This is a genomic window from Candidatus Tumulicola sp. (assembly GCA_035601835.1).
In the GTDB taxonomy this organism is placed as follows: domain Bacteria; phylum Vulcanimicrobiota; class Vulcanimicrobiia; order Eremiobacterales; family Eremiobacteraceae; genus DATNNM01.
This window is the reverse complement of sequence record DATNNM010000009.1, coordinates 33,115-56,610: the sequence shown is the minus strand read 5'-3', so window position 1 is coordinate 56,610 and position 23,496 is coordinate 33,115. Positions and strand designations below refer to the sequence as shown.

Genomic DNA, 23,496 nt, shown 5'->3' with positions numbered 1-23,496 from the left:
CGCATTAGTTGCGTCTGTTCGCAGCCGCAAAAGGTTTTCCTATTTACTTGCCGGTTGAAATAGTTAACAGCCAGGCCAGTTTAGTCGTCGTTAACTGTTGCGTGGGCGGAGAGAAATTGGCTGGGATCGTCTGAGCGACGAAAAAGCCGGGATGGAGTTGAGTGACACTACCCACGTGCTCGACCACGTTCAGAAAAGCCCTTTTCCCAAAAGCGACGCTGAAGCCATAGAGCAGATCGATGGAGCTCTTGGAGGCGCCGACGCCAGCGGTCAAGTTGAGATGGGGAGCACCGGATCCGCCTCCGATGCTTGCGACATCGAAATGCGCAAGGGCCGCGCCAACAGTTCTGGCGCGGCTATTCACCTTATACGCGACGACATAGTGATCAATTACCGGCTTGCCGTTGACGATGGCGAGCACGCCTTGAGCCTGATAGTCGATGTTGGGCAACGTGCTATAGCCAGCGCCCGCGCTCACTGCAAACCGGCTTGGGCAATCAATCGTAACGATGTCTTGAGCAAGTGCTGGTTTACTTTGCTGCCGCGCCTCGGCCCTCACCGAGATGGACGTGCTCAGTCCGTTGAAGCCAAGGCCTTTTGCGCAACCGATTCCCGTGGCTTCCAGCACAAATTGACTCTTGTAGTGAGCACCCGGCTCAGGCGCCGGCGTCGCTTTGGGTTGAGACACCGGCTCGGCCGTACTGCTCGACTCCCCAAGTAGCAGGTCATCAAGCGTGCCCTTCAGCTGCGCGTATGCCGACCTCATCTGCGATCCGGCTAAACCGTCCTGCGCGTACGCAGAAACGTCTAGCGGCTCCAGCGCGTCCTTGATCCGCTCATATTCGAATGGAGTAAGCTTGCTTTGCAGGGTAAGCGTCCGACGAAATTCGGCAAGCTCGAGCTTCTGAAAGCGCTTGACGCAGTCGAATGAGAAATGGTCCGTCGGGCCAAGAACGCAGTCCGTTGCATCGGTACCGTCGCCGAGATCGTTTACCTGTTTCCATGCGCGTACGGCGACGGGATATTGCTTGAGTACTACCTCGGAGAATTGGCGGGCGAACTTATCGGCGTCGACGTTTGCGGGCATCAATGCGGCTTTGTCAACGGTGCTACTGGCGCTTGTAGTTAAGCCCTCAGGCTTGCTAAGGGCCTGGCGCCTAGTTTCGAAGGCCTGCAATATTGTCGCCCGCTCACTTTCAAGAAGTTCGACTACTCGTCGCGCGCAAGCGAAATCCAAACCTTTGTCGCACCGGTGCTCAACCTTGGCCTGCTTCAACGCTGTTCGAGCGGCCTCTACCGCGAAGCCGGGATGGACCGCGCCCTTCCACCACGACCCTAGAGGGGCGAAAATCTGCCCTAGCGGAAGCATGTTCTGGATGTTGCCAAGAAGCGGCGTAAAATCTGGACCCGCCAGCGCCTGAACTGTCGTCGTGACCATCGCATTCTTGTACTTGAAGCCGTTGATACCGACGATTTCGAGTGACACGGTGCCACGAGGCTTCTCGACGATTACGTGATCCTTAGAAGTACGCTCCTGCGCAACCGAAAAGTAGAGTTTCTGTTGCGCGAAGGCTGGAGCGGGAGCACAGAAGACCGCACCCAGGGCGACGATCGCGGCTGCCACAGTGACGCACCGACGCGTTGACCGTTTGAAAGCGTAGCCCACGGTTTTATCCTTTCCTAATCACGCAAGACCTCTTGAGCGACCCGATAAGAACACAAGTAGTGCAGCGCGGACGCGTCCGTCCATGGCGCAGCCAATATACACCGTGGTCGCCGGCGCAGATAAGTGATGAGATGAGATTCCAAGAGTCGCGCCCGTTGACAACTGCCATAGAGATCCCGCTGCCAAGTCGATAAAAGGTCTCTCCTGGCGTGCAGCCGCCTGGGGTAAATCCTGTCCGGAGGCGAGGTTGATATTCTGATTGCAAGCGCTCAAAGGAGTGCTCATGAGAAACACCACGATGACAAAGCGGTTCATTTAAGAGTCCCTTCATAAAAGGGCGCACTCGAGTTGCTCAATCAAACAGCTTTGAAAGCTCACCGAGTATCAGGGAAGCCCCAACGATAGCCAACGCCCACAAACGACGGCACTTGGGTCGCACCAAGCAGCGAGTATCTTGGGTCCACTAGGCTTATGGCCAGACCCCACGCAGCGAACGCGACGGGCGCCGCAAGTATCGGAAAAATCGAGTATGCTTTGATAGGCGGCAGTTTACCAGTCGCGCTTCTTATCTTGCCCGCAACACCCGCTACGACCGCAATAGGCGTCAAGGCCAACAGAACGTAAAACGCCCACGGATCCCAAGTGGTTGCGTAAGGGCCCGGGACGATGTTGAGTATGGCCAAATACGCGCCGATAACTTCCGACGGAATATAGGTCGTGATACGGTCCCAATCACCTTGGAGCGCCTTGCTTCCGGCCTGTTGAATCGCCAGTGGTGTCGGCGTTCCGGAATCCAGCGCGCCGGTGAGCGCCATTAGATTCAAAGGCAGAGTCGCATTACTCGTCTTGGGGTCTTGCTTCGCTAGGTGCTTCACCACGCTAACGTCCACCATCGAGTTAATACTCACAAGGGTCAACCTCCATTTAGACCTCGCGACCAATTCGCTACGGACGATTTCGAGTGCGGGAAAAATCCCACAATCTTTGCCTCAGAGATGGCTTGGCTGGGGTGACTTGCCCGCAACCTCGCCAGCCGCGTAAGCCGCGTTGAGCAGATCCTGTCGATCGAATTGCAATACGCTCAACGGCAGCGGTACAGAAGGCCTCACCTCGAAGATGCTGACCTGCCCTCTCGCCGCGCCATTGCGGAAACATCGCCAGCTTCAAAGCGGCGACAACGACATACCGGTTCTTGGAGCGAAACAAGGCTCTCACGCGTATGCCTCCACGCTTGAGTCTATCAGAGAGACGTCGCGGGGCCACTAGTGAAGTCCGCAAACTTAAGCCCTAGCCTATGGCCGGAATATGTAGACGAAGGATATTTATTCGATAGGGCAAGAGGGTCCAGCGGCGAATGTGGGATGCCCACCTCGCAGGGGTGCGCTATTCGTTCGAGGCGGCATTGAAGATCGCTCGAATCATCGTGGTTGTTCTCGCTGTGGCACTTGTGCTTCCATCCGTATTTGCGCCATTGTCGACGACTGCCGCGACCATAAGCGAATCCGCCGGGCGCATTTCACTTACGGCCGAGAATGAACCGTTACGCGATGTACTTCTCAAACTCGGCAGGCAAGTCGGAATCAACATTGTAGTCGGCAATGACGTGCAGGGTCGCGTGAGCATGACGTTGCACGACGTGACGCTCGATCAAGCGCTCGAGGCGTTGACCTCACAATTTGGATACCGCATCCACCGCAGCGGCAACGTCATCGTGATTGGTTCGAGCGCCCCGATTCGTACCACCGGCGCGGTGCCAAGCGTTACCCCGGGCATCGCACCCGCTGTCATTCCAGTCACCGTCATTTCTGCGGACCGGGCAGCTTCAGTCCTGCGAGGCCTATACCCGCACGCTCAAATAAACGTCGATAGCTCAGCCAACGCGGTTATTGTCATTGCAACGCCTGAAGTCGTCCAGGCAATGCGCGGTGTGCTTCAGGGCATCGACGTCCAGAATCCAACGCGTCCGGTAAGTGAGGCCGTTCCAGTGCGAACGGTTAATGCCAGGGCGTTGGCGACTCGGCTGCAGGCGCTCTACCCGCGCGCGCGCATATCTGCTGGTCCGAACAAGACAATCATCGTAGTCGCTATCCCACAAGATCTAACGCAAATCAAATCCGTGATCGCATCAATTGACACACCCACGGTCACGCCGGCCCCCACCTTCGCTGCGGCCGAGGCGGTCAAAGTGACCCAAGCGCGGTCGCGAGATGTTGCCCGCGTCGTGGCGCGCCAATATCCCGATGTGCGCGCCAGTGCCCTTGGAACATCCGTGATCTTGAGCGGACCGCCCGATGCGATCGCTAAGGCCAAGGCGTTAATTGCCTTGATCGATCTGCCGCAGGCAGGCAGCCGATTCACCCAAGTGTATCGCATCAGGTTCGTCGATGCGCGCTCAGTAGCGGGCTTACTGACCCGCTCGTTCTCGGACATTCACGTGGACGTCGATGCCGATCTTAACGCGATTTCGGTGCTCGCCACGACCTCCGAACAACAACGCATCGCAGACGCGGTCAATCAACTTGACGTCGCGCCCGGAACCTCAGGCGCAACGAGCACGACGACGGGAGTGGCCGGCGCAGGCGTAGCGGGTCCGGGCGGTACGAACATCGAGGTCGTGACCTTGAAATCCGCACAGCCCGGTTTGACCCAAGGTGCGGTCTCAACCACCGCGACGGACATTCAGACGACCGTCACGCAAGCTCTGCAGGGCTCGGCCCCGGATCTTCGGATCACAGTACCACCAAACTCAACCAGCCTGGTTCTTTCGGGAAGCCCGTACAGCATCAAGCTGGCCAGACAGCTCATCGACAAACTAGATATTTCGCCGCCGCAGGTCGTGCTCGACACCGAGGTCCTCGAAGTGCAAGAAAGCACCGCCAAGAACTTGGGCTTGAATTTTCCGACTGCGGTCATCGGCACGACATACTCCGAGATTCAACCAATCGCCCCGCCGACCGGCGGCACCCCACCACCGCTGCTAGGCATCCAACCCTTTACTCGCACCGGAATCTCCATCACCGCGCAGCTCAACTTTCTCATTCAGCATGGTCAGGCACGCGTACTCGCTGATCCGCGCATCACAACCATGTCCGGCCGAACCGCCTCAATCAAGGCCGGCGATAACATATCAATTCTTGTGACAAGCGGCGGCGGTGTTGGCGTGCCCACGCAAACCAGCGTGCAAAGCTTCCAGACCGGCGTCTTGCTGGACATCACCCCGGTCGTCAACAGCGGCGATGAGGTCTCCGTGACCTTGCATCCCAATGTGAGCAGTTTGGCCGGCATCAACAACGGCGTGCCGCAGATCTCTTCGCGCGAAGTGGTGACGACCGTGCAGCTGCATGATAACCAGACACTGGTGATCGGCGGTCTCATCCAAGAGAGCACCACGCGCACCGAAAACAGGCTGCCCATCTTGGGAGATCTCCCGCTCATCGGGCGCATCTTCCGCAACCAGCAACTCACCCAGTCGCGCAACGAGTTGATCATCGTGGTGACGCCGCACATCTTACGTGCTGGGGAGAACCTCGTCGTTCCGGGGCCTGCCTTGCCGGTGCTGCCAACGCCGCGCGCCCTACCCACTTTGCCGCCGAATGCCAACCTGCCAACGCCGAGCGGCCAGTTCCCAATGGGTCTGCCCTTGGCGCAGCCGACGCCTTCGCCCCAAGGCGTGGTCGGCGTATCTCGCCAAGCCATAGCGTTGCCTCAGCCGACGCCCTCCGCGTTCGCAGCGGCCAATGTCTTCACGTTCGGAAGTCCGCCGCCAAACTCGTACGCCGGTCCGACCGATCCGGTGCGCATCTTGTATGCTTCGTTTTCTCCCACCGTGCTACGTAACGGCGCGCTCGTTCATGTTTCGGTCATCACCACGACCAACGCCAACGCAGTGACGCTCGGCGCAGGCGGCTACTCGTCAACACTGACTCTTGTCTCACCGGGGCAATGGCAAGCCTCGTTCCCCTTCAATGCGGGGAGCATCCCGCTGGGCCAGCCGCAAGCACAGCTGACGCTTACGGCTTCCAAACCCGATGGATCCAGCGCCAACCTGCAAATCCCGATCAGCGTGCTTCCGTGAACGCTCGTGCCCAACCGATTGGCGTGCTGGCCCTATGGGGCTGTGCTCTCGCCATCGCGGCCTGTGCGCACCTGCCGAGCTATTCGGTCGTTCCGGGGCCGACCCCAACTCCCACGCCCAGCGCTGGTCCATCGAGCAGCCCGGCAGCGTGCGCAACGCAGGCGCCGCAAGCGACTGTGCTCATCGTCATGTCGTCGAGCATCACCGCAACTATTGCTTCGCCATACAACGTGATTAACGGCTATATCAAGGCGAACACGAATCAAACCTTCGACAACGTCGCTGCGGTCATCAACGCGCACTCGACCGACGTCATCCAATTCGTGAACGCGGAGAACACCGGGCCGGCAACAATTCTGCATTCAGCAGTGGGGTTCCCGAATGCCATCGGCTTTCCGGCACCCCCGTACAGCTTCCCCACTTCGACGCAGCAACAGATTGGAAACTCGATCTCGCAGGCGCAATGGTCCACCGGGCAACTCGCTCCACTGCCATGTTTCTCACAGCCGCTGAGTGTGACACCAGGGACATATTATTTCGGCGACCACGACTACTACAACCTGACCAATGCTCGCAATGTGCTCGTGGTGAGTTCGTAGTCGCAGAGTTTCCGAATCTTGAAAGTGTTTGAAGTTTCCACAGAGCGCGTTCGACAGAATCATCCCGGACGGATTATTGGAACGCCACCGCGCCAAGCATGATTTATCCGGCGCGTCAACGGGTTTTGGGCCTTTTATTCGGTTAGAGTTTGGTGCGACAGCTAGATTCGGAGCACACGCGTTCGCAAACACCTTGAAACGTGGGAGGCTAAACCTTCCCAGTGACTCCGGGGCGGCGAATGTGATAGGCTCAGTGTTAGGCTCGTCAACGGAGAGACCGCGATCACCAGGGTCTTAGCCCGATGTCACCCGTTCTTTGAATGAACTTGGGGTGTGTTATGCGTTCTGTTGTTGCGAAAATTGTCGCCATCCTACTGGTCGGTATGCAGGTGTTCACGCCTTCGCTAGGCTTCACGTCTCCACCAAACTACTCGCTGCATATGGTGGCACATCCCGTCGCATGGACAGGTGGATTCAAGCCAGCGCTGGTGCACTACCCAAGTCAGCCGCGAGCGCAAGTGGTTGCCCCATTGCTGCCGCCGCCGGGAGTGCTGAGCGCGGGGCCGTCCATGCTCTCGCAGCCGGCAATCCTGCAATCAGCCCGTCACCTTCAGCTTCGCGACCCGCGTGCGGCCCAAAATATTCGGCCTTCGCAAAATGGCACCCAACCAACTCCCTTGCCGCAGCGCATTCCACTCGGCCAGGCGCAGTCAAGGCTATCCACCTCCTCGTCCATCCGGCTCATGTCCTCACCGACGATGCCGCCTGCGCAAACCGGCGCGTTCCCGTGGTGGACCATTGTGACTGCCCCGATTAGCGGCGTGGGCAACTCTGGAATCAACATCGCCAATGGAAACCTCGCATTGTCATCCGCGGATCTCACGGCTACTAACAAGGATGCGCCTTTCGCGTTTGCCCGCGCATACAACTCAATGAGCGGGCACGACTACGTTGGCACGGATGGGAGTACACCGTCGAACTACGGGAATGGCTGGACAAACACGTGGGACGCCCATATGGGCTACAACTCGGCGCTTGGGATCATTAGTGTGTACGATTCCAGCGGTACGCGTTACGACTACACAGGCAGCAATGGCTCCTGGACCCCGCCACCGGGCGTTCAAGCAACTCTGACTTGGGACGGTGCCAACGGTTACTATTGGCAGATGAAGTCCGGCGTAGTATTTTACTTCTACTCACCAACGCAAACCTCGTCAAACATGGGCTATGCCGGTCGTCTTTCCAAGATATTCGGGCGAAACACGAACAACAATCTCGTCTTCGCATACTCGTGGGATAACGCCAACGCTTCGAGCAGCGCTACCCTCAATAAGATCACTGTCACCGCGGAAGACGGACGCGCTGCAACGCTTCAGTTTGCCAATTTCGGCACGTTTCGGCTCCTCTCTACGCTGACGTGGCTGGACGGGACGCAAGTTAGCTACGCATATGATAATGCCGCGCATCTCACACAAGTGTCGGAGCCAACAAACGTGCTGAACGGGCAGCCGATTCCACACCAATACACGTACCTGGCAAACGGCTTCTTACAGTCTGTCTTGTCACCTAACTGGGTCCACGGCCAAGGCGGCTTTGCCGCAGCTGGGAGCAATGTTACCTTTAGTTACAACGCGCAGAATCAAGCTACTAACGTTTCATACACCGGCGTCGTTAATTTTGACACCGGTGACGGGACGAGTAGCCTGCTTCAGCCATTGGCCCCGTCCGGCGTACAGACGTATCGCTCCGTCACCATCGCGTATAATTCTGGCTCGACCCAGATTACGGACACGGATGGACACAATTCAACATACTCGATCGACGGATATGGACGGGTTAATCAAATCGCAGCGACGACCGGCTCGACGACTCTGACAACGTCTCAAGGGTGGTATTCACCGCCCGACTTACGAGCGCACCGGGTAAGCTTTACGAAGGACGCACGTGGTAATGAAACCGATCTTGCTTACGACAACAACGGCAACCTCATCGCCATCGGTGCGCCGCAGACTACGACTAGCGCCGGAACTTTCCGCCCTACGAGTTATTTCAGCTACGACGTACACAATAACCTTACCGGCGCGTGCGATCCAGTCAACGTCAACAGTAGGAGCGCAAACTGGACCGCAACACCCGCGGCAACGGCGTCCCTTTGTCCTGCGGGAACGGGCGCGTCAACGCAACTAACCTGGACGCCCCCAGCAGATGGATCAGAGCCCTTCGGGCAACTCATGTCGATCAAAAAGCCGTCTGGCTATGTCACCACTTTCTCGTACAGCGCGAGCAGTCAGGGCGGGCTTGACTACGGCCTCGCAACATCCCTCACGGGCGCGTCATTCACACAACTCGACGGCACCCAGGTCACACCGTCCGGTACCTTCATCTACGACGTTCACGGCAATCTTATCTGCCGCTCCAATGGCCTAAATCGCTGGAGCGTTATGCAGTACAGTACGCCAGGCCAACTACTCGCCGTGGGAGACGCCGATGATGGATCATTGAGCGGTTCGGCGTGTGGGAAAACAGCGGGCCCGTATCAATCCGCGACCTACTTTACATATGCGCCGGACGGTCGTCTCCTCACGCTCCAAACGTCTGCGCAACGCAATACCTATCCATACCCTAATATCTCCTACACCTACGACCCAGACGGCAATCTGACAAGCATAGGCGGAGATACGCCATACGGCGCGAGCTATATGTACGACGGGGACGATCGGCTTGTGGAAGTGGGATTGCCATATGATTCGAACGACTATTTCACGCAGCCGTGGCTCACGCGTTATCTCTACGATCTCACGAAGGGGCAAGGATCGGTAAATATCGGAGACCCGACATACGGCGCCGCGACCTACCTTGCGCACGGCAATCTGTACAAGACTCAAAAGTACTTGACAGCGGCACTCCAGCACGGCCCAACCCAGTTCTCTTTGTACTCCTGGATGGATGTTTCTGGTTCTTCCTACGACGGGCTCAATCGGCCGCTCAAGAGCTACTTCTATCAGCCGGGGGGCAATCTTCAAGTCACGTCGCGCAGTTACGACGCGTCCGGGAATCTCGGCCTCTTGACGACCGTTACGAATGCCCTGCAAGATGTTGCTACGTTAGCGTATGATCCACTCGGCCGCGTGACATCATTTCAATCTTCAGCCTCGCCGTCAGGCGGGTCGCTAGCATACCCGACGCGAAACCTTGTGTACGATCCTGCGGGCCGCGTTGCATCGGTAGCGACAGCCGCCTACGGCATGCAGAGCTATACTTACAACGCCGATGGAACTCTTAACAATTCTGTGGAACCAGCGGGTGGATCCGGCACAACGCAGTACCCCGCCTCAGGATCGCCCAGCTCTCCAGCCACCCTCACCTACGCATACTATCCGAATGGATGGGAATCAGCTCTCTCCGTCACGTCGTCCGGCTTCACGCAAGCGAATTTGAAGACATTTACGTATCGCGACGATGCGCGCGTCTTGAGCGGGACGTTGAACTACGGCTCGAACAGCTACAAATTCGGGTATACGTATACGACTGGTGGCCGATTGGCCACTCAGGTCGACCCGTATGCCACGAGCACCCCTGCGATTTCTGCGACGTATGACAGTTTTGGCCGCCTTAGAACAGAAAGACTGCCTCAAGGCAAATACGATCAGATTGGTTACACGACCTCGGGCCAGATGACTGGTTATGTAGCTAAACCAGCGCCAACCGGCTCGCCAAAGACCCTGGCTTATACTTACGACGTTCGCGGGGAACTCATCGCAAAACAGGTGGTGCCAACGCCCTTTCCCGGACCTTCTGGGTCCTTCGCTTTGCAGAGCGCGGATGGTTTGATGGTCGCTACGACAACAAACTCGGGTACGGATCCAATAACGGGTGACCCAACTACGACAACCACCAGCGGTAATTTCGACGAGCGCGCAGCGGTCCCGCTCGGTCAGACGACATCAACGACGGACAACGTGACGCTTCAAACCACCACCACCGAATCCAACAACATCATGTTTGACGCCGCCGGCAGAGAGATCAGTCCTGTAAGTAGTAACTGGAATTACGACACAGTCGACCATGTCGCCGGGAACGGGAGTTCCTTTAATTACGCATGGGGTCCAAACGGCCACCCGATGATGTCAAACCCCAGCGGGCAGAATCAGACTCTGCACTGGGAGGGCGGCTCGCTGCTGTTCACGACCGATCCCAATGGCCATCTGACCGACTTGAAGTTCGGCACAACGGCCGATATCCTGCCCTCTGACCCGCTTTACTCTGGCTTGACCGTTTGGGATCGAGACCTCTCCGGAGTGGCGGTCTCCCAGCACGGTTCCGCAGGAAAAGGAGCCTGGTTCGATACGAGCCCGGTCGGGACGATATGTTCCAAGACGAAAATTCTCTACTGTTCAGCTACGCAAGTTCTTGCAACGCCGGCGCCATCGTTCACTCCGTCGGCGTCCCTCGGGGGCAACTCATTACCCGCCCCCGATACCCAATTGCCTAACTCGCAGCCGAACTACAGCGTGTACGCCGAGCCGCGAACGGATGGCATTACCGACGGGATGAATATTATTCAGGGAATACGGGCCTACGATTCGATTAACGGTATATGGAACTCACGTGATGCGCTAGGCGCGGATGTCGGGAATCCGCAAAGCGAAGACCCATACATGTACGACGGTAATAACACCGCCGCCTTCGGAGATCCGTCAGGGACTAACCCTAGGCAGATCCCGCTCCTGTGCCAACCGTCGATCTTTTGCGGCGTGAATCCAATAACCTCGGGTGTTAATCCGGAAGCAGATCCGCTCGGTGGCTACGGCGGCCAATCTTACTCGGACTCGTTTGTGCCTGGCAAGGTGACTGTATGCGGACTCTTTTACGTGAATGGAAGCCCCACTAGTGGGGCCAATTGCGGACCGCCTGAGTTGCCCGCTATTATGAAGGGTAATAATTCAGATGACCCACCCCAAGGATTCAATCCTAACGTAGGTTACGACGGTATATGCGCCGGGTTTAGTTACTTTGTTGGCGGGCAGAGGTGCTACTTTAGAGATACTTTTGGACAAGTCTATCATGGTAGTGGTTTTGTTTGGGGCCCCTCAATCGGACCTTCTCTTAGCTACATGTCTGGCTCCCTAAGATATACCCCTAACGCTAAAGGAATGGCGAGCTTCATCACTACTTGGACTTACGGAGGCTGCATGGGCTTCGGTTTCGGCGGGTGCGCGACCGGTGGAACAGGAACGAACAGCACCAATTACGCGGTCGAAAGTGGCTGGACCCTGCCGGGGATTAACGGCAACGCAACTTACTCTTGCAAGGTAGGTCAGGCGCTTAGCGCGGCCGATAGATTGTGGTGCTGGTGAGCCCAGTTAGCATCATCGAAGGCGTGGTTACGGCCACTATCGGCATCGTGGCACTTCTTTTTCCGCGAGTAGTTCGGGGGTGGTCCCTAAGATTCGCAGCGATGAGGCCATTTGGTGTGAGTCGCGAATATGTGCGCTACATGGAATCCGCGGTCTTCCTTGTGGGCACCATGATTGTCGGTAGCGTATTGCTTGTTTTTGGTGTCGCGACCCTCCTATCGTTATTCGGGGTTCACCTCAAATTCCTCGAGCGGTGAACGGAGAGCAGTGAGAACTCAATACCTCCAAACTAAAATGCTTGTCCTGGTCTTCGTGTGCGCGGCTCTGGGATGCCGGCATGATGCACCCGGTGGCATCCAAATGCCGCGGCAGGGTGAAGAGAGCCCCATGGGCATCACAGGGATGTGGAAGGGCTACGTTGGTGCCGTCAAAAAGCGTGTCTTGGTGATTTGGTTCCGCCCCCGTGTGAAAAATGGGGACTTTGAGCACCAGGCTTCGCAAGGTGCCGACGAAATCTTCGTTCGGGTACGACCCTTGCTAGAAAAATCGGTTCTCGATCTTTGCATTATCAAGGCCCAGGCCACCATTGGACTCGGTCCAGTCTTTGCTACCCGGACAAAGAGTTACGTATTTGAAAGGACCGGATCTGGCGATTGGAGGCAGGCGACCAACGCTAAACTCTTGAGTCAGGTTATCAAGGCGGGTTTGTAAACCACGCCTCTCCGTGGATCGGACACGGACTCATCAAAGGTCTGGATGCGTCGTTCGTGCATCACTTCATGCGTCGCGCCAACACGTCAAGCGTTAGGCCCGGTCGGCCAGGAAGTAGGGCGAGGGCAAAGCGGACTTTTGCGCGGGTTACTTTAGTATCCTTAGGTGAAGCCCAGCCTCGGCATCAGGCACTGAATTGCCATCCCAACTGTAGCCAAACTGTAGCCTGATGGGCGAATATCAATGTGTTTAGGCGTACGTCGGTTGAGCGAACTCCCAAAGCTGAGGATCGCCGGTTCGAGGCCCGTCATCTGCGAGCACGGCAACAACAGAAAAGCCAACGCAGTAGTGCAACACTACGACTTAGGAGAAGATCGATCCTCGGATGTGAGATTTGGTAGGGGGGAAGAGTGCTTGAGGGACTCGCGGGCGATCCAGTAGCGCTCGCAACGCTTATCCTGGCCCTAGTGGCAGAAAGAGAGCATGCCCAGACGTAAGAGCGCCAACTCGACCAACGCGTTGATTGCGATCGTAATCGGCGTGTTCTTCCTCTGGCTGCTTCTTCGCGTGATTATTTCTCCGGTTGGTGACGCCGCCGGCATAACGGTCATTGTCGTAGCGCTCATGTATGGCAGCGTCATGGCTTGGCGCCAGGCGTCCACCCGCCGGTTGTGGGAGCGCGTCAGGGATCTTAAGACCCTATCAGGCCCGACGTTCGAAACCCACGTCGCCGAGACGTTCCGTCGACTCGGGTACAGTACAAAGATAACCCGCGCGAGTCGTGACGGTGGTGCCGACGTCATCGCGGAAAGCGGTGCAGACCGAATAGCCATTCAATGCAAGCAGTGGTCCTCGACGATCGGCAACGACGCGGTTCAGCAGGCATACACGGCCAAGGCGATCTACAGGTGCAACCGGGCAGTAGTCATTTGCACGTCGGGCTTTTCCGCTGACGCGCAGAAAGCCGCGCGGGCAACGGGCGTGGAGTTGTTCGATGGTGGCGCATATGCGCGACTCATGCAACAGGTTGGCCCGCGTCGGAATGCGCCCCCTCCGCTCATCCCAACAGGCCGGCCGCTTCTCTTCGAGGCAATGGGAATAGGGATTGGAGTACTTTTTCTGATCGTTCATTGGGTCGGGCAAGGTGTCAGTGCAAGATACGAATTCAATCGGCAGCTAGTTACAAAGCCCATCGCAACCCCGCAGATTACGGAGCAGGGTCCGGCGGGTCAAACAGTCTACGGCCACCCTGCCGTTGTGGTCTCATCCACTCCCCGCAATGCCGGTCGGACAAGACCTTCCCCAATCCCTCACGCAAAGGGGTCAATCAACCGACCACCGTGGTGGACTCCATCCCCGGTCGTGACCTTGCCGCCTCCTGAATCGACCGGAAGCGCCCCAAGTCCAACGCCTACTGCGGGCGTTAGTAGCGCCGCGCCAGGACCGTCGAACGAGCCGGCTTCGCCCTCAACTCAGCCGATTGCCTCGCCACCTCAAGCATCGTCAACGCCGAGGTAGAGAGGCAGAAGAAGAAGGGCTGGCCGCGAAATACCGATCAGCCAACCCAGAGACGCCGGATGATTGGGGTACGCGATTTGAACGCGACAAAAATAGTGACCACGAGTGCGCTTATCGTGGCGCTGGTGATTGCACGATCCCATCCCGCTTACGCCGACTGCCCGTCGCTAGGGGCACGCCTGGACGCTGTTGGGTTCGCGCTGGATCACTTCGTTGAGGCCATGGACTACGGCAACGCGCCGGTCAATGCCAAGGCGAATGCTGCGTGGGAGTCCGCGCGCCAGAACATGGGAAAGGCAAGCGGCCTCCAGGCCAGTTGCGCGGGTGGCAGCTACGAAAGCGACTATGGCTACTACGCCATCGAGGCGCGTTACGCGCACGAGGGTTACATTTACGATCGGCTCTCGGACAGGGTCGCCTACGAGATGTTCGTTCGCGACCTGCAACATCTGAAAGGTTTTGATCGCAACGACGCCGAGATCGACCTCGCGCACATCAAACAAGGTCACCCGAGCTGGTAACTTGGGTGCGACGCTTCTCATGCAAGGCAGTGCGAAGGTAGTCGGTAATCCCGGTTAGCACTTCTTCGGCGCGCTTCGCGTCCTCGGACAGTTGCGTCAAGTCAATCTTGGGAATACCTGCGAGCGTGGGATCACCCCTGTTTGTGCGCACGTACCGAAAATGCTGGGAATCCGGGTCGAACTCATGCATGCGCTGGATGATTGGATCGGCTTCGTCCGCACCGGATTCTTCTTCTGAGCAATAAGCCGCCACCACGTTCTTGGTCTCAGCCCATAGTCGAGCTAGCGAATGGCTGCGGAACAGGTCGTCAGGCACTTCGTGGCCCAGCAATCGTCCGGTACCAAGCGCGACTTTCATCATTAGTTCCAGGCGGTGTCGGCTCAGGTAGCCCAGCGGGTAGACGATCACACTCGCGTCAGCGCTGCCGTCGTTGACTGCGTCCATCAGCAACTCGGAGCCACGACGAAAACCCTCTAGCAAGAACTCGTATCGAAAAGGGACCCAGACGTTAGCAACTTCTTTAGGCGGCTGGTCTTTCGACACGTCGGTGTCCGCCGGTTCCATTATCGTTTCCGGCGCCGCGGGCCGCGACCTGTGCTCTTTTTTGCGCTCGCCTTGACGTTCTTCTTCGAACGACTCGCGACGAGCCGCTTGAAATATTCTCCGTAACTCGGGTCTCTAGCGACAAGATGCTTATGAGCCGACAGCCACCGGCCACCTTCCCAAAAGCGGTTGTCCCTTAGATTAGTGATTGGTTCAGCGAAAAAGTCAGTCGGAATTGCCTTTAGTGCTTCCTCTAGCTCCTCCCTCGGCACCTGATATACTATCCACCAGCCTTGATCGTCCTGAAGCATCAGTTGAATCAGAGGTGCGCGCTTTCGGAATGAGTCTCGGATTTTACCTATAGCTTTAAGTACTCGGGCACCTAGGAAATCGGCTAGCACATCTAAGCCGTGACCCGCAACCCACTGGAGCATGAAGGTCGCCGCCGATTCGCCCCCCGACTCTCGAATGATGTCGGCCTCGGGCTCCTGAGCGACTTTGATACCCGACGCGTCTAGGCATGCTAGAGCGATCTTTCGTTCTTCGGTCGAGACCCGGTAGGAACGGAACTCAACTTTTGTGGGCTTTGTCCGCGCGCGAGCTATGGCTCTACTCCTGCAACCTCCTCGACCCGATAGACCCCCATACCCCTCAACACGACCATCTCATCGTCAACTCTTTCAATTCGGCCGACGACTTCTTGGCCTGAGCGAAATCTGAGGGTAACATCGTTGCCGATGCGAACGAAAAGCAGTCGCGCCATGGTGTTGTGTAGTTTGTCAATGTCAGCCAAAGCAAGTCTCCTCCCAAATGATCCTCCAACGTAGCGCACCGCAAAAGCGAGGTCGCGGGCTAGATCAAGCCCAACTCGCGCGCTCGCGGCCATGCGCTCTGCTGCCGGAGGCAGGTGGCGCATCGGGCCATCGGCGTGCTCGAAACGGTCCGCGGATCGCGCCCAACGTTCACACAAAGATTGTAATCGCCGACGTCCTCCCAATCTACAAGAATGCCGTTCAACTTCATACGGCGCGCTATGTCCAGTAGGTCGATATGTCGCGCGCCGTTCGAGACACGTAGTACACCACGCCCGTCGCGACAATCAAGTTTCGGGCCGCCGCTCCGTGATGCACGTTCACGCATGATCCTAGTGAAGTCTTTCTTGTTCTCCGTGACAATGATCGCTTCCCGGTTGCTCGCCGCCTCCGCGATCTGCTCGTCCCCGGCCGTTTCCTGCAGGCCGACATCATGCAACCGGAACATCCGATGTCCTCGGAACGCTTCGGCGAGATGGTTACAGCAGTTGTCGATCAGAAAGTTGGCCACTGTTCCCTCTTTCGCGACAGCATCGTAAACGACTCCTTGTGCGACACCCTACCGCCCTCGCGAGTCCGCAAAGGATTGCGCGACAAGGACCGATTTATCCGACCCGAGAAAAATAGTAGACACGGAGGCGGAAGCGACATCATGTTGGATCAAGCAGTTCATGAGCGAGGGCTGTACGCCGGCGGCGAACTCCTGCGCATTCACTGTGCGATGGGCGGGGAAGCCGACCCCAATGGCGGAGTGGCGCGCGCCAGAGACGCCATCTGTGTTTCGTTGCCGGTCCTGAAAGCGATCAACGAGCGTCTACTAGCCAGCGCCCCGGCTCGGGAAGTCGTGCGGCAGTTCGGGCTTCATCTCGAAGCCGCGTTGTGGACGGACGAGCTGCGCGCAGACGACCCGACCTCGATGAAGTGGGTCATGGGTACCGCGGCGTTTCACCGGGCCAGGCTAGCGCGATAATAGTTTGCTTACGCCGGTCAACCTAGCCGGCCGCGACCTGAGGCAGAAACGATGACGAGGGCACGCGGCTGTTCGATCGACGAAATAGGTCTGATCATCTGCGACCGTTGCGACGTCGACTCTGCAGAACGCTTTTGGCCAAACCCTAGCGCCTTCGCGCAGCACTACAGGCGTATCCATGGCCAGCTTCAACTGCCGTTGATCGAGGGTCGCGTTTTCAAGACCGACGAGGAGTTCGAAGAGTTCATCGACGCCCGCCAGGCATGAAGCACCGGCGCCGGGCCATCTTATTCGTGGACTCATATTTGTCCACAGGCATGCACAATGAAACAACGGGGCGGCCGGCGTACGTCCTGTCATGTAGCCCAAAAAGCGGAGCCGCGCCGGCGCGCGCGCGTGATCCAGAGAGAACATTCTGGGAACCCCTTGACGCATTGTGCTAAAATAGAATTGACCAAGGGAGCGCCACCGAAACTCGTCGCGACACGCCGGTCTAGCCGGTGAACGATGAGCGATCAACCCCAGGGGAGATCGGGTGAACCTGACGTGGCGTAACCGACGGTAAAACGGTCCCTTCATGCCGGGGCCGTCACCCTCCGCGATACCCCGGTCAAGCCGGTGAGCGAGGGTGGGGCGATACTCCGGTCAAGCCGGTGAGGCCAGTGGCGAGTTAGCCGCTGGTTTTTCGTTTACGGCGGCTCTCCGGAGCTGAAGCCCATGCGCCTAGGTCAGCCGAATCGGTTTTTAGATATCGCATTCCGGCATCGTTTAGAACTCATGACAAGACCCGACCAAACACTCGAGACAACTCTCAGGCTTTGGGGGAGCCTGGACTCGTGCGTTTCCCAGCGCAGAGCCGATCGCTGGTCGCGCATTCGGGTGGGTCTTGCGGCGCTTAATGCGTTTGTTTGCGCTGGCTGCAAGCGCTTGATGGGTTTCGGTTTGCTCAAACCGCCCTGGCGACTAGTCTTTGAAGGCCGAGCCTTTCTGATTCGCTGTGAAGGGTGCTCTACAAAGTATCGATTTTCCAGACACGCATTGCCCACGAGATTTGGGTGGGCAACGGCCGACTTCGGAAATATCGGCCGAGGCAATTGGCTCGTTGTTCCCGAGGCCGTCACAGAGTTGCTTCAGTACGTCGAACGCCTCGGCGGACCGGTCGTGTTCGGTGTACTCAGTCATGAATTTGACGCGCTGGGACATATCGGTGAAGCGGTGCAGGCCGCTGTGAACGAGTGCCTGCTCAAGGTGAAGAACAGCGCATGGCGCTTCAGAACGGCAGACGAAGCGTCGGCAGCTCGCAAAGCGCGACTACTTGCAGCCGAGCGGCGCCGACACGACTACGTCGATCCCGAAACAGTCGGGCTGATGCGCCCCAACAATGACGGGAACCGCGATCCGAGGCGCAAGTCCGGCGTGGTGATGCCCTACCCCGGGAAGAACGACTACATCCTAGGACGGCTGTGCCAGCGCGACCTGGCAGTTCATCCGCTTTCGCGGTTGCCGCGGCATGAGCATGCCGTCAACGGCGGCGCTGACGAAATAACACCCCCCATTTGCTATAATGGGGTAACAGGATAGATGTTGATGAGCGCGTCAGAAACTCCACCCGTGACGATGTTGCGTCTCGTGCGCGAAGCCCTAGGCCTCAGCCAGATGCAACTCGCTCTACGTGTGGGTGTGAGCCAGTCTCTGATCAGCAGGATCGAGTTGCTTAAGTACGAGCCAAGTCCCGAAGCCCGAGAGCGGTTTGTAGCCGTCCTAGGGCATCAGTGGCGCGACCTGGCTGTGTGTGCAGAAATAGCGGAGGTTTGAGATATGAGTCTGATTATTCGACCCAGGAGCACTGATCGTCATGTGAATCTAGACGAACCGCATGGTTCAGAACGCGACGGCCGGCGCCCCGAAATCCGCCTCTTGACGCCCGACGTCGAATGGCGCAGCGCGCCGAGGGATCCGTCTCAAGATTCCGCCGTAACGGCACCCCGGCGGTAGCGGTGTGCGCCCTTTCCGCGTCACAGTGACCCGCTCTCCTGGGGGCGGGTCATCTCTTTTTCTCGATCTACAAAACGGTGGTTCAACCATATGGCTAAGACAGCGGCGAGAGTGTCTGATGCGCCCGACTTCCTTCGGATTTCAGAGGCCGCCGCACTCCTGCGCGTAAGCCCGGCACGGCTATACGAAGACATCGCCGCCGGCACAGCTGGCACAGTCAGAGCGCTCCGGTTCGGCCGGGCGATTCGGATCTCGCGCTGCGAGGTCGAGCGTCTGCTCAGCGGACACAATTCATGAGCCAAACTCGAGCCCCATACATGAAATTTTACACCAGCGACTGGACGGACGATCCGCCCGTCATGAAAATGAGCCTCGCGGAGCGCGGGCTGTACTTCGACATGTTGTGTTACTCTTGGCGACACGGCGCAATTCCCGATGATTCCGCAGAGGTGGCCTTGGCGATTCGCCGCCCAATCGATGAAGTCTCGGCGGCCTGGCCGGCCGTAGCCGCGATGTTCCAGCGAGGCTCCGACACCATGCTCAGAAACGCTCGCCAAGAAGACGAGCGCGCCGACATGGCAGCGCGTCACCAAGAACGCAAAGCGTCTGGTAAGAAGGGCGCCAAGGGTAAATGGGGCAGCCACGCAGGCCAAAATGGCTCAGCCATTTCCAACGCGGGTGGCTCAGCTATTAGAGGTGTAGATGGCGAACAGAAGCAGAGCAGAGCAAAAACAGAGTCAGAAAAAGAGCAGCAACAAGAAGGCGACGAGGCTGCTGCTGAGTTTGAAAAAATCAAGGGCGACTTGGTATCAGACGGCGTTGACGGGCCGACAGCTGAGCGGTTGGCGCGTGAGGATCCCTTAGAGTGCCGGCGCCAACTTGAATTTCTTCCGAAACGATCCAAGATTGAGAATCGGGCCGCCTACTTGGTGGCGGCGATCAAGGGAAAGTACGACCTGCCGGTACGCCCCAATGGGTCACGCCGCGAGGTGAAGTACCGCAGCTGGGATCCGCCGTCCGTCCGCGACGCGCGCCTTGAGGATCTCGCATGATGGGCCGAGAGGTGGGAGCATGAGCTTTTCCCATGCCGAAAAAGCCGAAATCCTGCGTGGCTCGTTCATCCGGGACCTAATGGCAGAGAATGGCCTTCCGGGCAACGCGCATGCGGCGCTCTATCACTTTCGACGCGCCGGCCTGGACCTAGATTGGGTGCTTCGAGCGTGGTTGCAGCGCGCGCGGCTGGGCAAATGGAATCTTCCTCGCGCCGAAGATGTCGCACTCCTTGATCAGGTCGACGCGATCGTAGCCGAGGTGGCCAAGCTGACATTTGCGCCCGGAGACAATGAGCTGCCGTGGGCGCGGCCGGACGCGGAGTAAGCGTTGCCCCGACGCTGCTCGGTCTGCGACCATATCGAGAGAAAGTCCATCGACGCCGCAATCGCAGCAAATAACGATTCAATTCGGAGCATAGCGAAGAAGAACGGGCTGACCTCGGCCGCCGTGCTGCGGCACAGGGATAGCCATCTGGGCCCCCGGCTCGCTCGGGCGCAAACGGCACGCGAGGAGCAGGGCGCCGAAAGCATCCTAGATCGCCTTGGCGCGTTGGCCCAGACGACGCAAGAGCTGCTGAGCCAGGCGATCGACGAGAAAGATCGCGGCACGGCAGCGAAATTGGTCCGCGAATCGCGTGAGAATCTGCTGGCCATAGCGAGGCTCACCGGCCAATTGCGCGATGGTCACGGCAATTTGAACGTGGCGATCGACGCTCGAACCTTGGCGCTCATCGGTGATCTCGATGCCGCGGACTGGAAGTCGCTGGCCGCCGAGCTGAGCACGCGCGCCTTGCCGGGGACGAAATTGGTCGAGCAAAGCGTGCCTTGAGCGCGCGAAGCGCAAGGGCCCGATTTGCGCGCTCAAGCGACGGGCCCGGTGCCCCACAGCCGGACGGGGAATCGTCGCGCAGCGGCCTCGGTAGCGCAAGGGAGGGCCATCCGCATCGAACGTATGTTCGAGCGATAGGCCGGAATGATGCGCGTTTGCCAGTTAGCCAGGCGCTGCCATGTAGGCAATCCCTGTGTTCATCAAGGTTTGAGGTGCGGCCGCGCAGTGAAATACCCGCAGCTTGTACCCCCGTCTCTTCCTTCTAACGACCGTAAAGCCGGACCCACGCCGGCAACCTTAGGCGGCGGCTCCGAGCCGGGCAACTCGGCCAGGTCCACTCGCCGCCTGGTGAGCCGCGTCGATCGGGAGAGTCGGGCGTCGACGTCAGAGGGGGTGGGGGTATACCTCAAAATGAGGCCCCGGGTAGGCGGTGTGCCCCCTCCTCGAGCAAGGTCCAAAATTTTCTGAATTTGCCTCGCGAGGATTACCGGTTGAAATCTGAACCCGAACTTACGGCGCGAGCGCGCGCCGTCATCTCGAACCCAAAGGCACGCGCAGCGGCGCAACAGATGATCGAGCTTCGCGCAGCCCAGACCGATCTGCTCGCCTTTTGTCGGCGCATGGACTCCAAGTTTCAAACGCCGGCTCACATCGTTCGCATCGCTGAGCTGCTCGAGGCAGTCGAGTCGGGCGTACTCAAGCGACTGATCATCAATCTGCCCCCGGGGCACGGCAAGTCGCGCTTGCTCCAATTGTTCGCGGCTTGGTACCTCGGCAAGGATTCAACGCGCAAGGGGATCTTCACGGCGAACAGCGCGGCGCTCGTCGAGCGAAATAGCCGAGAGACGCGCCTGCTCTTCGAGGATTCGCGCTTCCCGTTCCAAGTCAAGCTATCAGCGGATTCGACGGCGGTCGGACAGTGGACGGTCACGCCAGGGCGCGGTGGCCTCTACGCGATCGGCGTCGAGGGAAAGGTCACGGGCTTTCGCGGGAACCTCATCGTGTGCGACGACATCGAGCATGACGCGTCCTCAGAGAGCGAGCAAAACACGACCTGGACCTGGTTCAGCGAGGTCTTGATGCCGCGGCTCGAGCCGGGAGGAGCCGTCGTCTTGATCGGTACGCGCTGGTCCATGACCGACGTCTTCGGCCGGATCGCCGATTCGCCTGATGCGGATGCCTGGAAGGTGCTCCGTGCTGCGGCAATTTCGACTGATGACGAAAGCGACCCATTCGGGCGCAAGTCGGGCGAACCACTGTGGCCGGGCCGCTGGTCGAGCGCGGAGTTAGAACGCAGGAAGGTCGAGATGGGAACGCGCGCATTCGACGCGCAGTACCAATGCGACCCGACTCCGCAGAGCGGTTTGACCTTCAAGGGCGAGTGGTTCGCTAACGCTCCGCGGTTCGAATACGATCGCTTGCCGGACGGGCTTTTCGTCGTCCAATTCTGCGACTCGGCCTGGAAGACCGGTGTGCAAAATGACTGGTCGGTGATCGCAACCTGGGCCACCAACGGGCGCGATTACTACATAGTCGACGTCTGGCGCGGCAAGGTGCAATACGCTGACCTCAAGCACGTGGCAAGACGCGTTTTTTACGAAAGCAAGTTCAGGCCAAGCGCACTGTGCGTTGAAGAGACCGCGGCCGGGTACGCACTGATCTCGGAATTGAAACGCGATACGGGGATTCCGGTGATCCCGATCCAGGTTAGAACGCAATCCAAAGGCGCGCGCGCCGTGGCTACGACTCCGTACTTCGAAGCTGCTCGAGTTCACCTTCCCAAGAGCGCACCGTGGTTAGAGCAGTGGATCTCCGAACATCTTCGCTTCCCGGCCGGCCGAAACGATGACATGGTTGACACAACGAGCATGGCCCTCAACTGGCTGCCGGAGCGCGTGCGTCCCCAAATACAGCTTCAAAGCGTCGCAGACTACTACGGCGGTCCGGGCATCGTCGGTTTGACGGGCGGACGCTAAGGGCTACTCGGCAATCTCTGGGCGCTTGAGCGCGGCAATGCCGTTGTCCAGACGCCCACGATTGAGCCGAAGAGCCCGATTACGAGTCGGCATGGACGGCAAGATGAGTATGGTTCAAGAAGTCTCCTGGAACGGAGGTTTCACTTCATGTCCAACGGCAAAATGCGACTTAAGAAAGCCCTGCTTGACGAAGTTGAGGACTCGACCACCGGTGACAGAATCTTCAACAAGGTCGTGATCGAAGTTCTCGCTGACATCCGCGACGCGCTCGTAGTCGTCGCCAACGGCGCAGGACACATCGCGGCCTCTTCGCACGGCAAGCGCAAAATCTAGAGGCCACTGAAGGCCTAACATCTCGGTCTCCTTCGAAGTAAGGAGTCAGTTAAGCGTACCCTCTGGACGACTCACGTCGCCGGGCTGGTGAGTCACACAGGTTCCCCCTAGAGCTCCATTCTTTTTTGAAGAGGTACTAACTCTTGGACTACATTCTTGCAACTATTAAAGCTGCGGCCATCGAAGCCGGGCTCGTTGATCACGACATGATCGCTCTCATCGAGCGGTCGAAGGTTTCAATGGACGAGCACGGCGAGGTCCACGGCGCCGCGGAAGCGGTCGCGGATCTCAAGGCTAGAAAGCCGCAGCTGTTTCGTTCTGAACGATTCAAAACGAACTCTCAGGCCCTTGATGCGGAGTGGGAAGCACTCGGAAAGCGAGCACGGTAATGCCAACAATCAAACCCGTAGCGCGAAAGATGATGAACCGCGCAACGGTGCAAAGAGTCCTCGCGCGAATGCGGTCCCCGGAATCCTTCGTGGAAGAGCTCGACATGCCTCGGAAGATGTCCAAGCGCAGTTCGCCGCCGGCAGGAAGC

Annotated in this window: 19 protein-coding genes; 14 read left to right on the top strand and 5 right to left on the bottom strand. The window is 58.3% G+C overall.

Translation table 11 applies throughout. The features are described from left to right. Positions 1-43 precede the first annotated feature (43 nt). Complete coding sequence (locus VN934_03645) at positions 44-1,624, bottom strand: hypothetical protein (GenBank protein HXM17885.1); 1,581 nt, start codon at positions 1,622-1,624, stop codon at positions 44-46. 416 nt (positions 1,625-2,040) lie between these two features. Then, positions 2,041-2,574, bottom strand: coding sequence for a hypothetical protein (locus VN934_03640; GenBank protein HXM17884.1), 534 nt, complete (start codon positions 2,572-2,574; stop codon positions 2,041-2,043). Positions 2,575-3,020: 446 nt separating this feature from the next. On the opposite strand from VN934_03640, the gene VN934_03635 reads away from it, so the two are divergent. The 4 genes from VN934_03635 to VN934_03620 all read left to right on the top strand — a co-directional run bounded on the left by VN934_03635 (position 3,021) and on the right by VN934_03620 (position 12,408). Continuing rightward, positions 3,021-5,741, top strand: a complete 2,721-nt coding sequence (locus tag VN934_03635; GenBank protein HXM17883.1) for a secretin N-terminal domain-containing protein — start codon at positions 3,021-3,023, stop codon at positions 5,739-5,741. Further along, entirely contained in the window at positions 5,738-6,340 is a 603-nt protein-coding gene (locus VN934_03630; GenBank protein ID HXM17882.1) for a hypothetical protein, read from the top strand. The genes VN934_03635 and VN934_03630 overlap by 4 nt, the downstream gene beginning before the upstream one ends. 338 nt (positions 6,341-6,678) lie before the next feature. Next, positions 6,679-11,697, top strand: a complete 5,019-nt coding sequence (locus VN934_03625) for a DUF6531 domain-containing protein (GenBank protein ID HXM17881.1) — start codon at positions 6,679-6,681, stop codon at positions 11,695-11,697. A gap of 387 nt (positions 11,698-12,084) precedes the next feature. Next, positions 12,085-12,408: a hypothetical protein gene (locus tag VN934_03620; GenBank protein ID HXM17880.1), complete on the top strand. Its 324-nt coding sequence runs from the start codon at positions 12,085-12,087 to the stop codon at positions 12,406-12,408. Positions 12,409-13,110: 702 nt separating this feature from the next. Here VN934_03620 and VN934_03615 read toward each other — a convergent pair. Then, positions 13,111-13,539, bottom strand: a complete 429-nt coding sequence (locus VN934_03615; protein ID HXM17879.1) for a hypothetical protein — start codon at positions 13,537-13,539, stop codon at positions 13,111-13,113. Positions 13,540-14,003: 464 nt separating this feature from the next. Between VN934_03615 and VN934_03610 the strand changes: the two genes are divergently transcribed. Then, a complete protein-coding gene (locus VN934_03610) occupies positions 14,004-14,447 on the top strand; it encodes a hypothetical protein (protein ID HXM17878.1) in 444 nt (147 codons plus the stop codon). Here VN934_03610 and VN934_03605 read toward each other — a convergent pair. Then, complete coding sequence (locus tag VN934_03605; GenBank protein HXM17877.1) at positions 14,422-15,012, bottom strand: hypothetical protein; 591 nt, start codon at positions 15,010-15,012, stop codon at positions 14,422-14,424. The two genes, VN934_03610 and VN934_03605, sit on opposite strands and share 26 nt — an antisense overlap. 831 nt (positions 15,013-15,843) lie before the next feature. Then, complete coding sequence (locus VN934_03600) at positions 15,844-16,314, bottom strand: DUF5615 family PIN-like protein (protein HXM17876.1); 471 nt, start codon at positions 16,312-16,314, stop codon at positions 15,844-15,846. A 141-nt stretch (positions 16,315-16,455) separates the two neighbouring features. Here VN934_03600 and VN934_03595 point away from each other — a divergent pair, with 141 nt between their 5' ends. The 9 genes from VN934_03595 to VN934_03555 all read left to right on the top strand — a co-directional run bounded on the left by VN934_03595 (position 16,456) and on the right by VN934_03555 (position 23,347). After that, complete coding sequence (locus tag VN934_03595) at positions 16,456-16,773, top strand: hypothetical protein (protein ID HXM17875.1); 318 nt, start codon at positions 16,456-16,458, stop codon at positions 16,771-16,773. A gap of 51 nt (positions 16,774-16,824) precedes the next feature. Next, positions 16,825-17,040, top strand: coding sequence for a hypothetical protein (locus VN934_03590; protein ID HXM17874.1), 216 nt, complete (start codon positions 16,825-16,827; stop codon positions 17,038-17,040). 858 nt (positions 17,041-17,898) lie between these two features. Continuing rightward, positions 17,899-18,354 (top strand): hypothetical protein, encoded by a 456-nt coding sequence (locus VN934_03585; GenBank protein ID HXM17873.1) that lies wholly within the window; start codon positions 17,899-17,901, stop codon positions 18,352-18,354. A gap of 731 nt (positions 18,355-19,085) precedes the next feature. After that, the gene (locus VN934_03580) at positions 19,086-19,820 is read left to right on the top strand and encodes a DUF1376 domain-containing protein (protein HXM17872.1); all 735 of its coding nucleotides are present in this window, start codon (positions 19,086-19,088) and stop codon (positions 19,818-19,820) included. Between the two features lie 19 nt (positions 19,821-19,839). Then, on the top strand, positions 19,840-20,145 hold the full coding sequence (locus VN934_03575) for a hypothetical protein (protein HXM17871.1): 306 nt from the start codon (positions 19,840-19,842) through the stop codon (positions 20,143-20,145). Between the two features lie 3 nt (positions 20,146-20,148). Beyond that, positions 20,149-20,649 (top strand): hypothetical protein, encoded by a 501-nt coding sequence (locus VN934_03570; protein ID HXM17870.1) that lies wholly within the window; start codon positions 20,149-20,151, stop codon positions 20,647-20,649. Positions 20,650-21,140: 491 nt separating this feature from the next. Beyond that, positions 21,141-22,625 carry a phage terminase large subunit gene (gene terL / locus VN934_03565; protein HXM17869.1) on the top strand — a complete coding sequence of 495 codons (1,485 nt, stop codon included), beginning with the start codon at positions 21,141-21,143 and terminating at the stop codon, positions 22,623-22,625. A gap of 147 nt (positions 22,626-22,772) precedes the next feature. Next, the gene (locus tag VN934_03560) at positions 22,773-22,958 is read left to right on the top strand and encodes a hypothetical protein (GenBank protein HXM17868.1); all 186 of its coding nucleotides are present in this window, start codon (positions 22,773-22,775) and stop codon (positions 22,956-22,958) included. Between the two features lie 143 nt (positions 22,959-23,101). Continuing rightward, on the top strand, positions 23,102-23,347 hold the full coding sequence (locus VN934_03555; protein ID HXM17867.1) for a hypothetical protein: 246 nt from the start codon (positions 23,102-23,104) through the stop codon (positions 23,345-23,347). Positions 23,348-23,496 lie beyond the last annotated feature (149 nt).

Coding starts and splice junctions, on each gene's coding strand:
- VN934_03615 (HXM17879.1), bottom strand. CDS start 13,539: ATGAACGATCAGAAAAAGTACTCCAATCCCTATTCCCATTGCCTCGAA.
- VN934_03625 (HXM17881.1), top strand. CDS start 6,679: ATGCGTTCTGTTGTTGCGAAAATTGTCGCCATCCTACTGGTCGGTATG.
- VN934_03635 (HXM17883.1), top strand. CDS start 3,021: ATGTGGGATGCCCACCTCGCAGGGGTGCGCTATTCGTTCGAGGCGGCA.
- VN934_03595 (HXM17875.1), top strand. CDS start 16,456: ATGTTGGATCAAGCAGTTCATGAGCGAGGGCTGTACGCCGGCGGCGAA.
- VN934_03605 (HXM17877.1), bottom strand. CDS start 15,012: ATGGAACCGGCGGACACCGACGTGTCGAAAGACCAGCCGCCTAAAGAA.
- VN934_03575 (HXM17871.1), top strand. CDS start 19,840: ATGAGCTTTTCCCATGCCGAAAAAGCCGAAATCCTGCGTGGCTCGTTC.
- VN934_03560 (HXM17868.1), top strand. CDS start 22,773: ATGTCCAACGGCAAAATGCGACTTAAGAAAGCCCTGCTTGACGAAGTT.
- VN934_03590 (HXM17874.1), top strand. CDS start 16,825: ATGACGAGGGCACGCGGCTGTTCGATCGACGAAATAGGTCTGATCATC.
- VN934_03620 (HXM17880.1), top strand. CDS start 12,085: ATGGGCATCACAGGGATGTGGAAGGGCTACGTTGGTGCCGTCAAAAAG.
- VN934_03580 (HXM17872.1), top strand. CDS start 19,086: ATGAAATTTTACACCAGCGACTGGACGGACGATCCGCCCGTCATGAAA.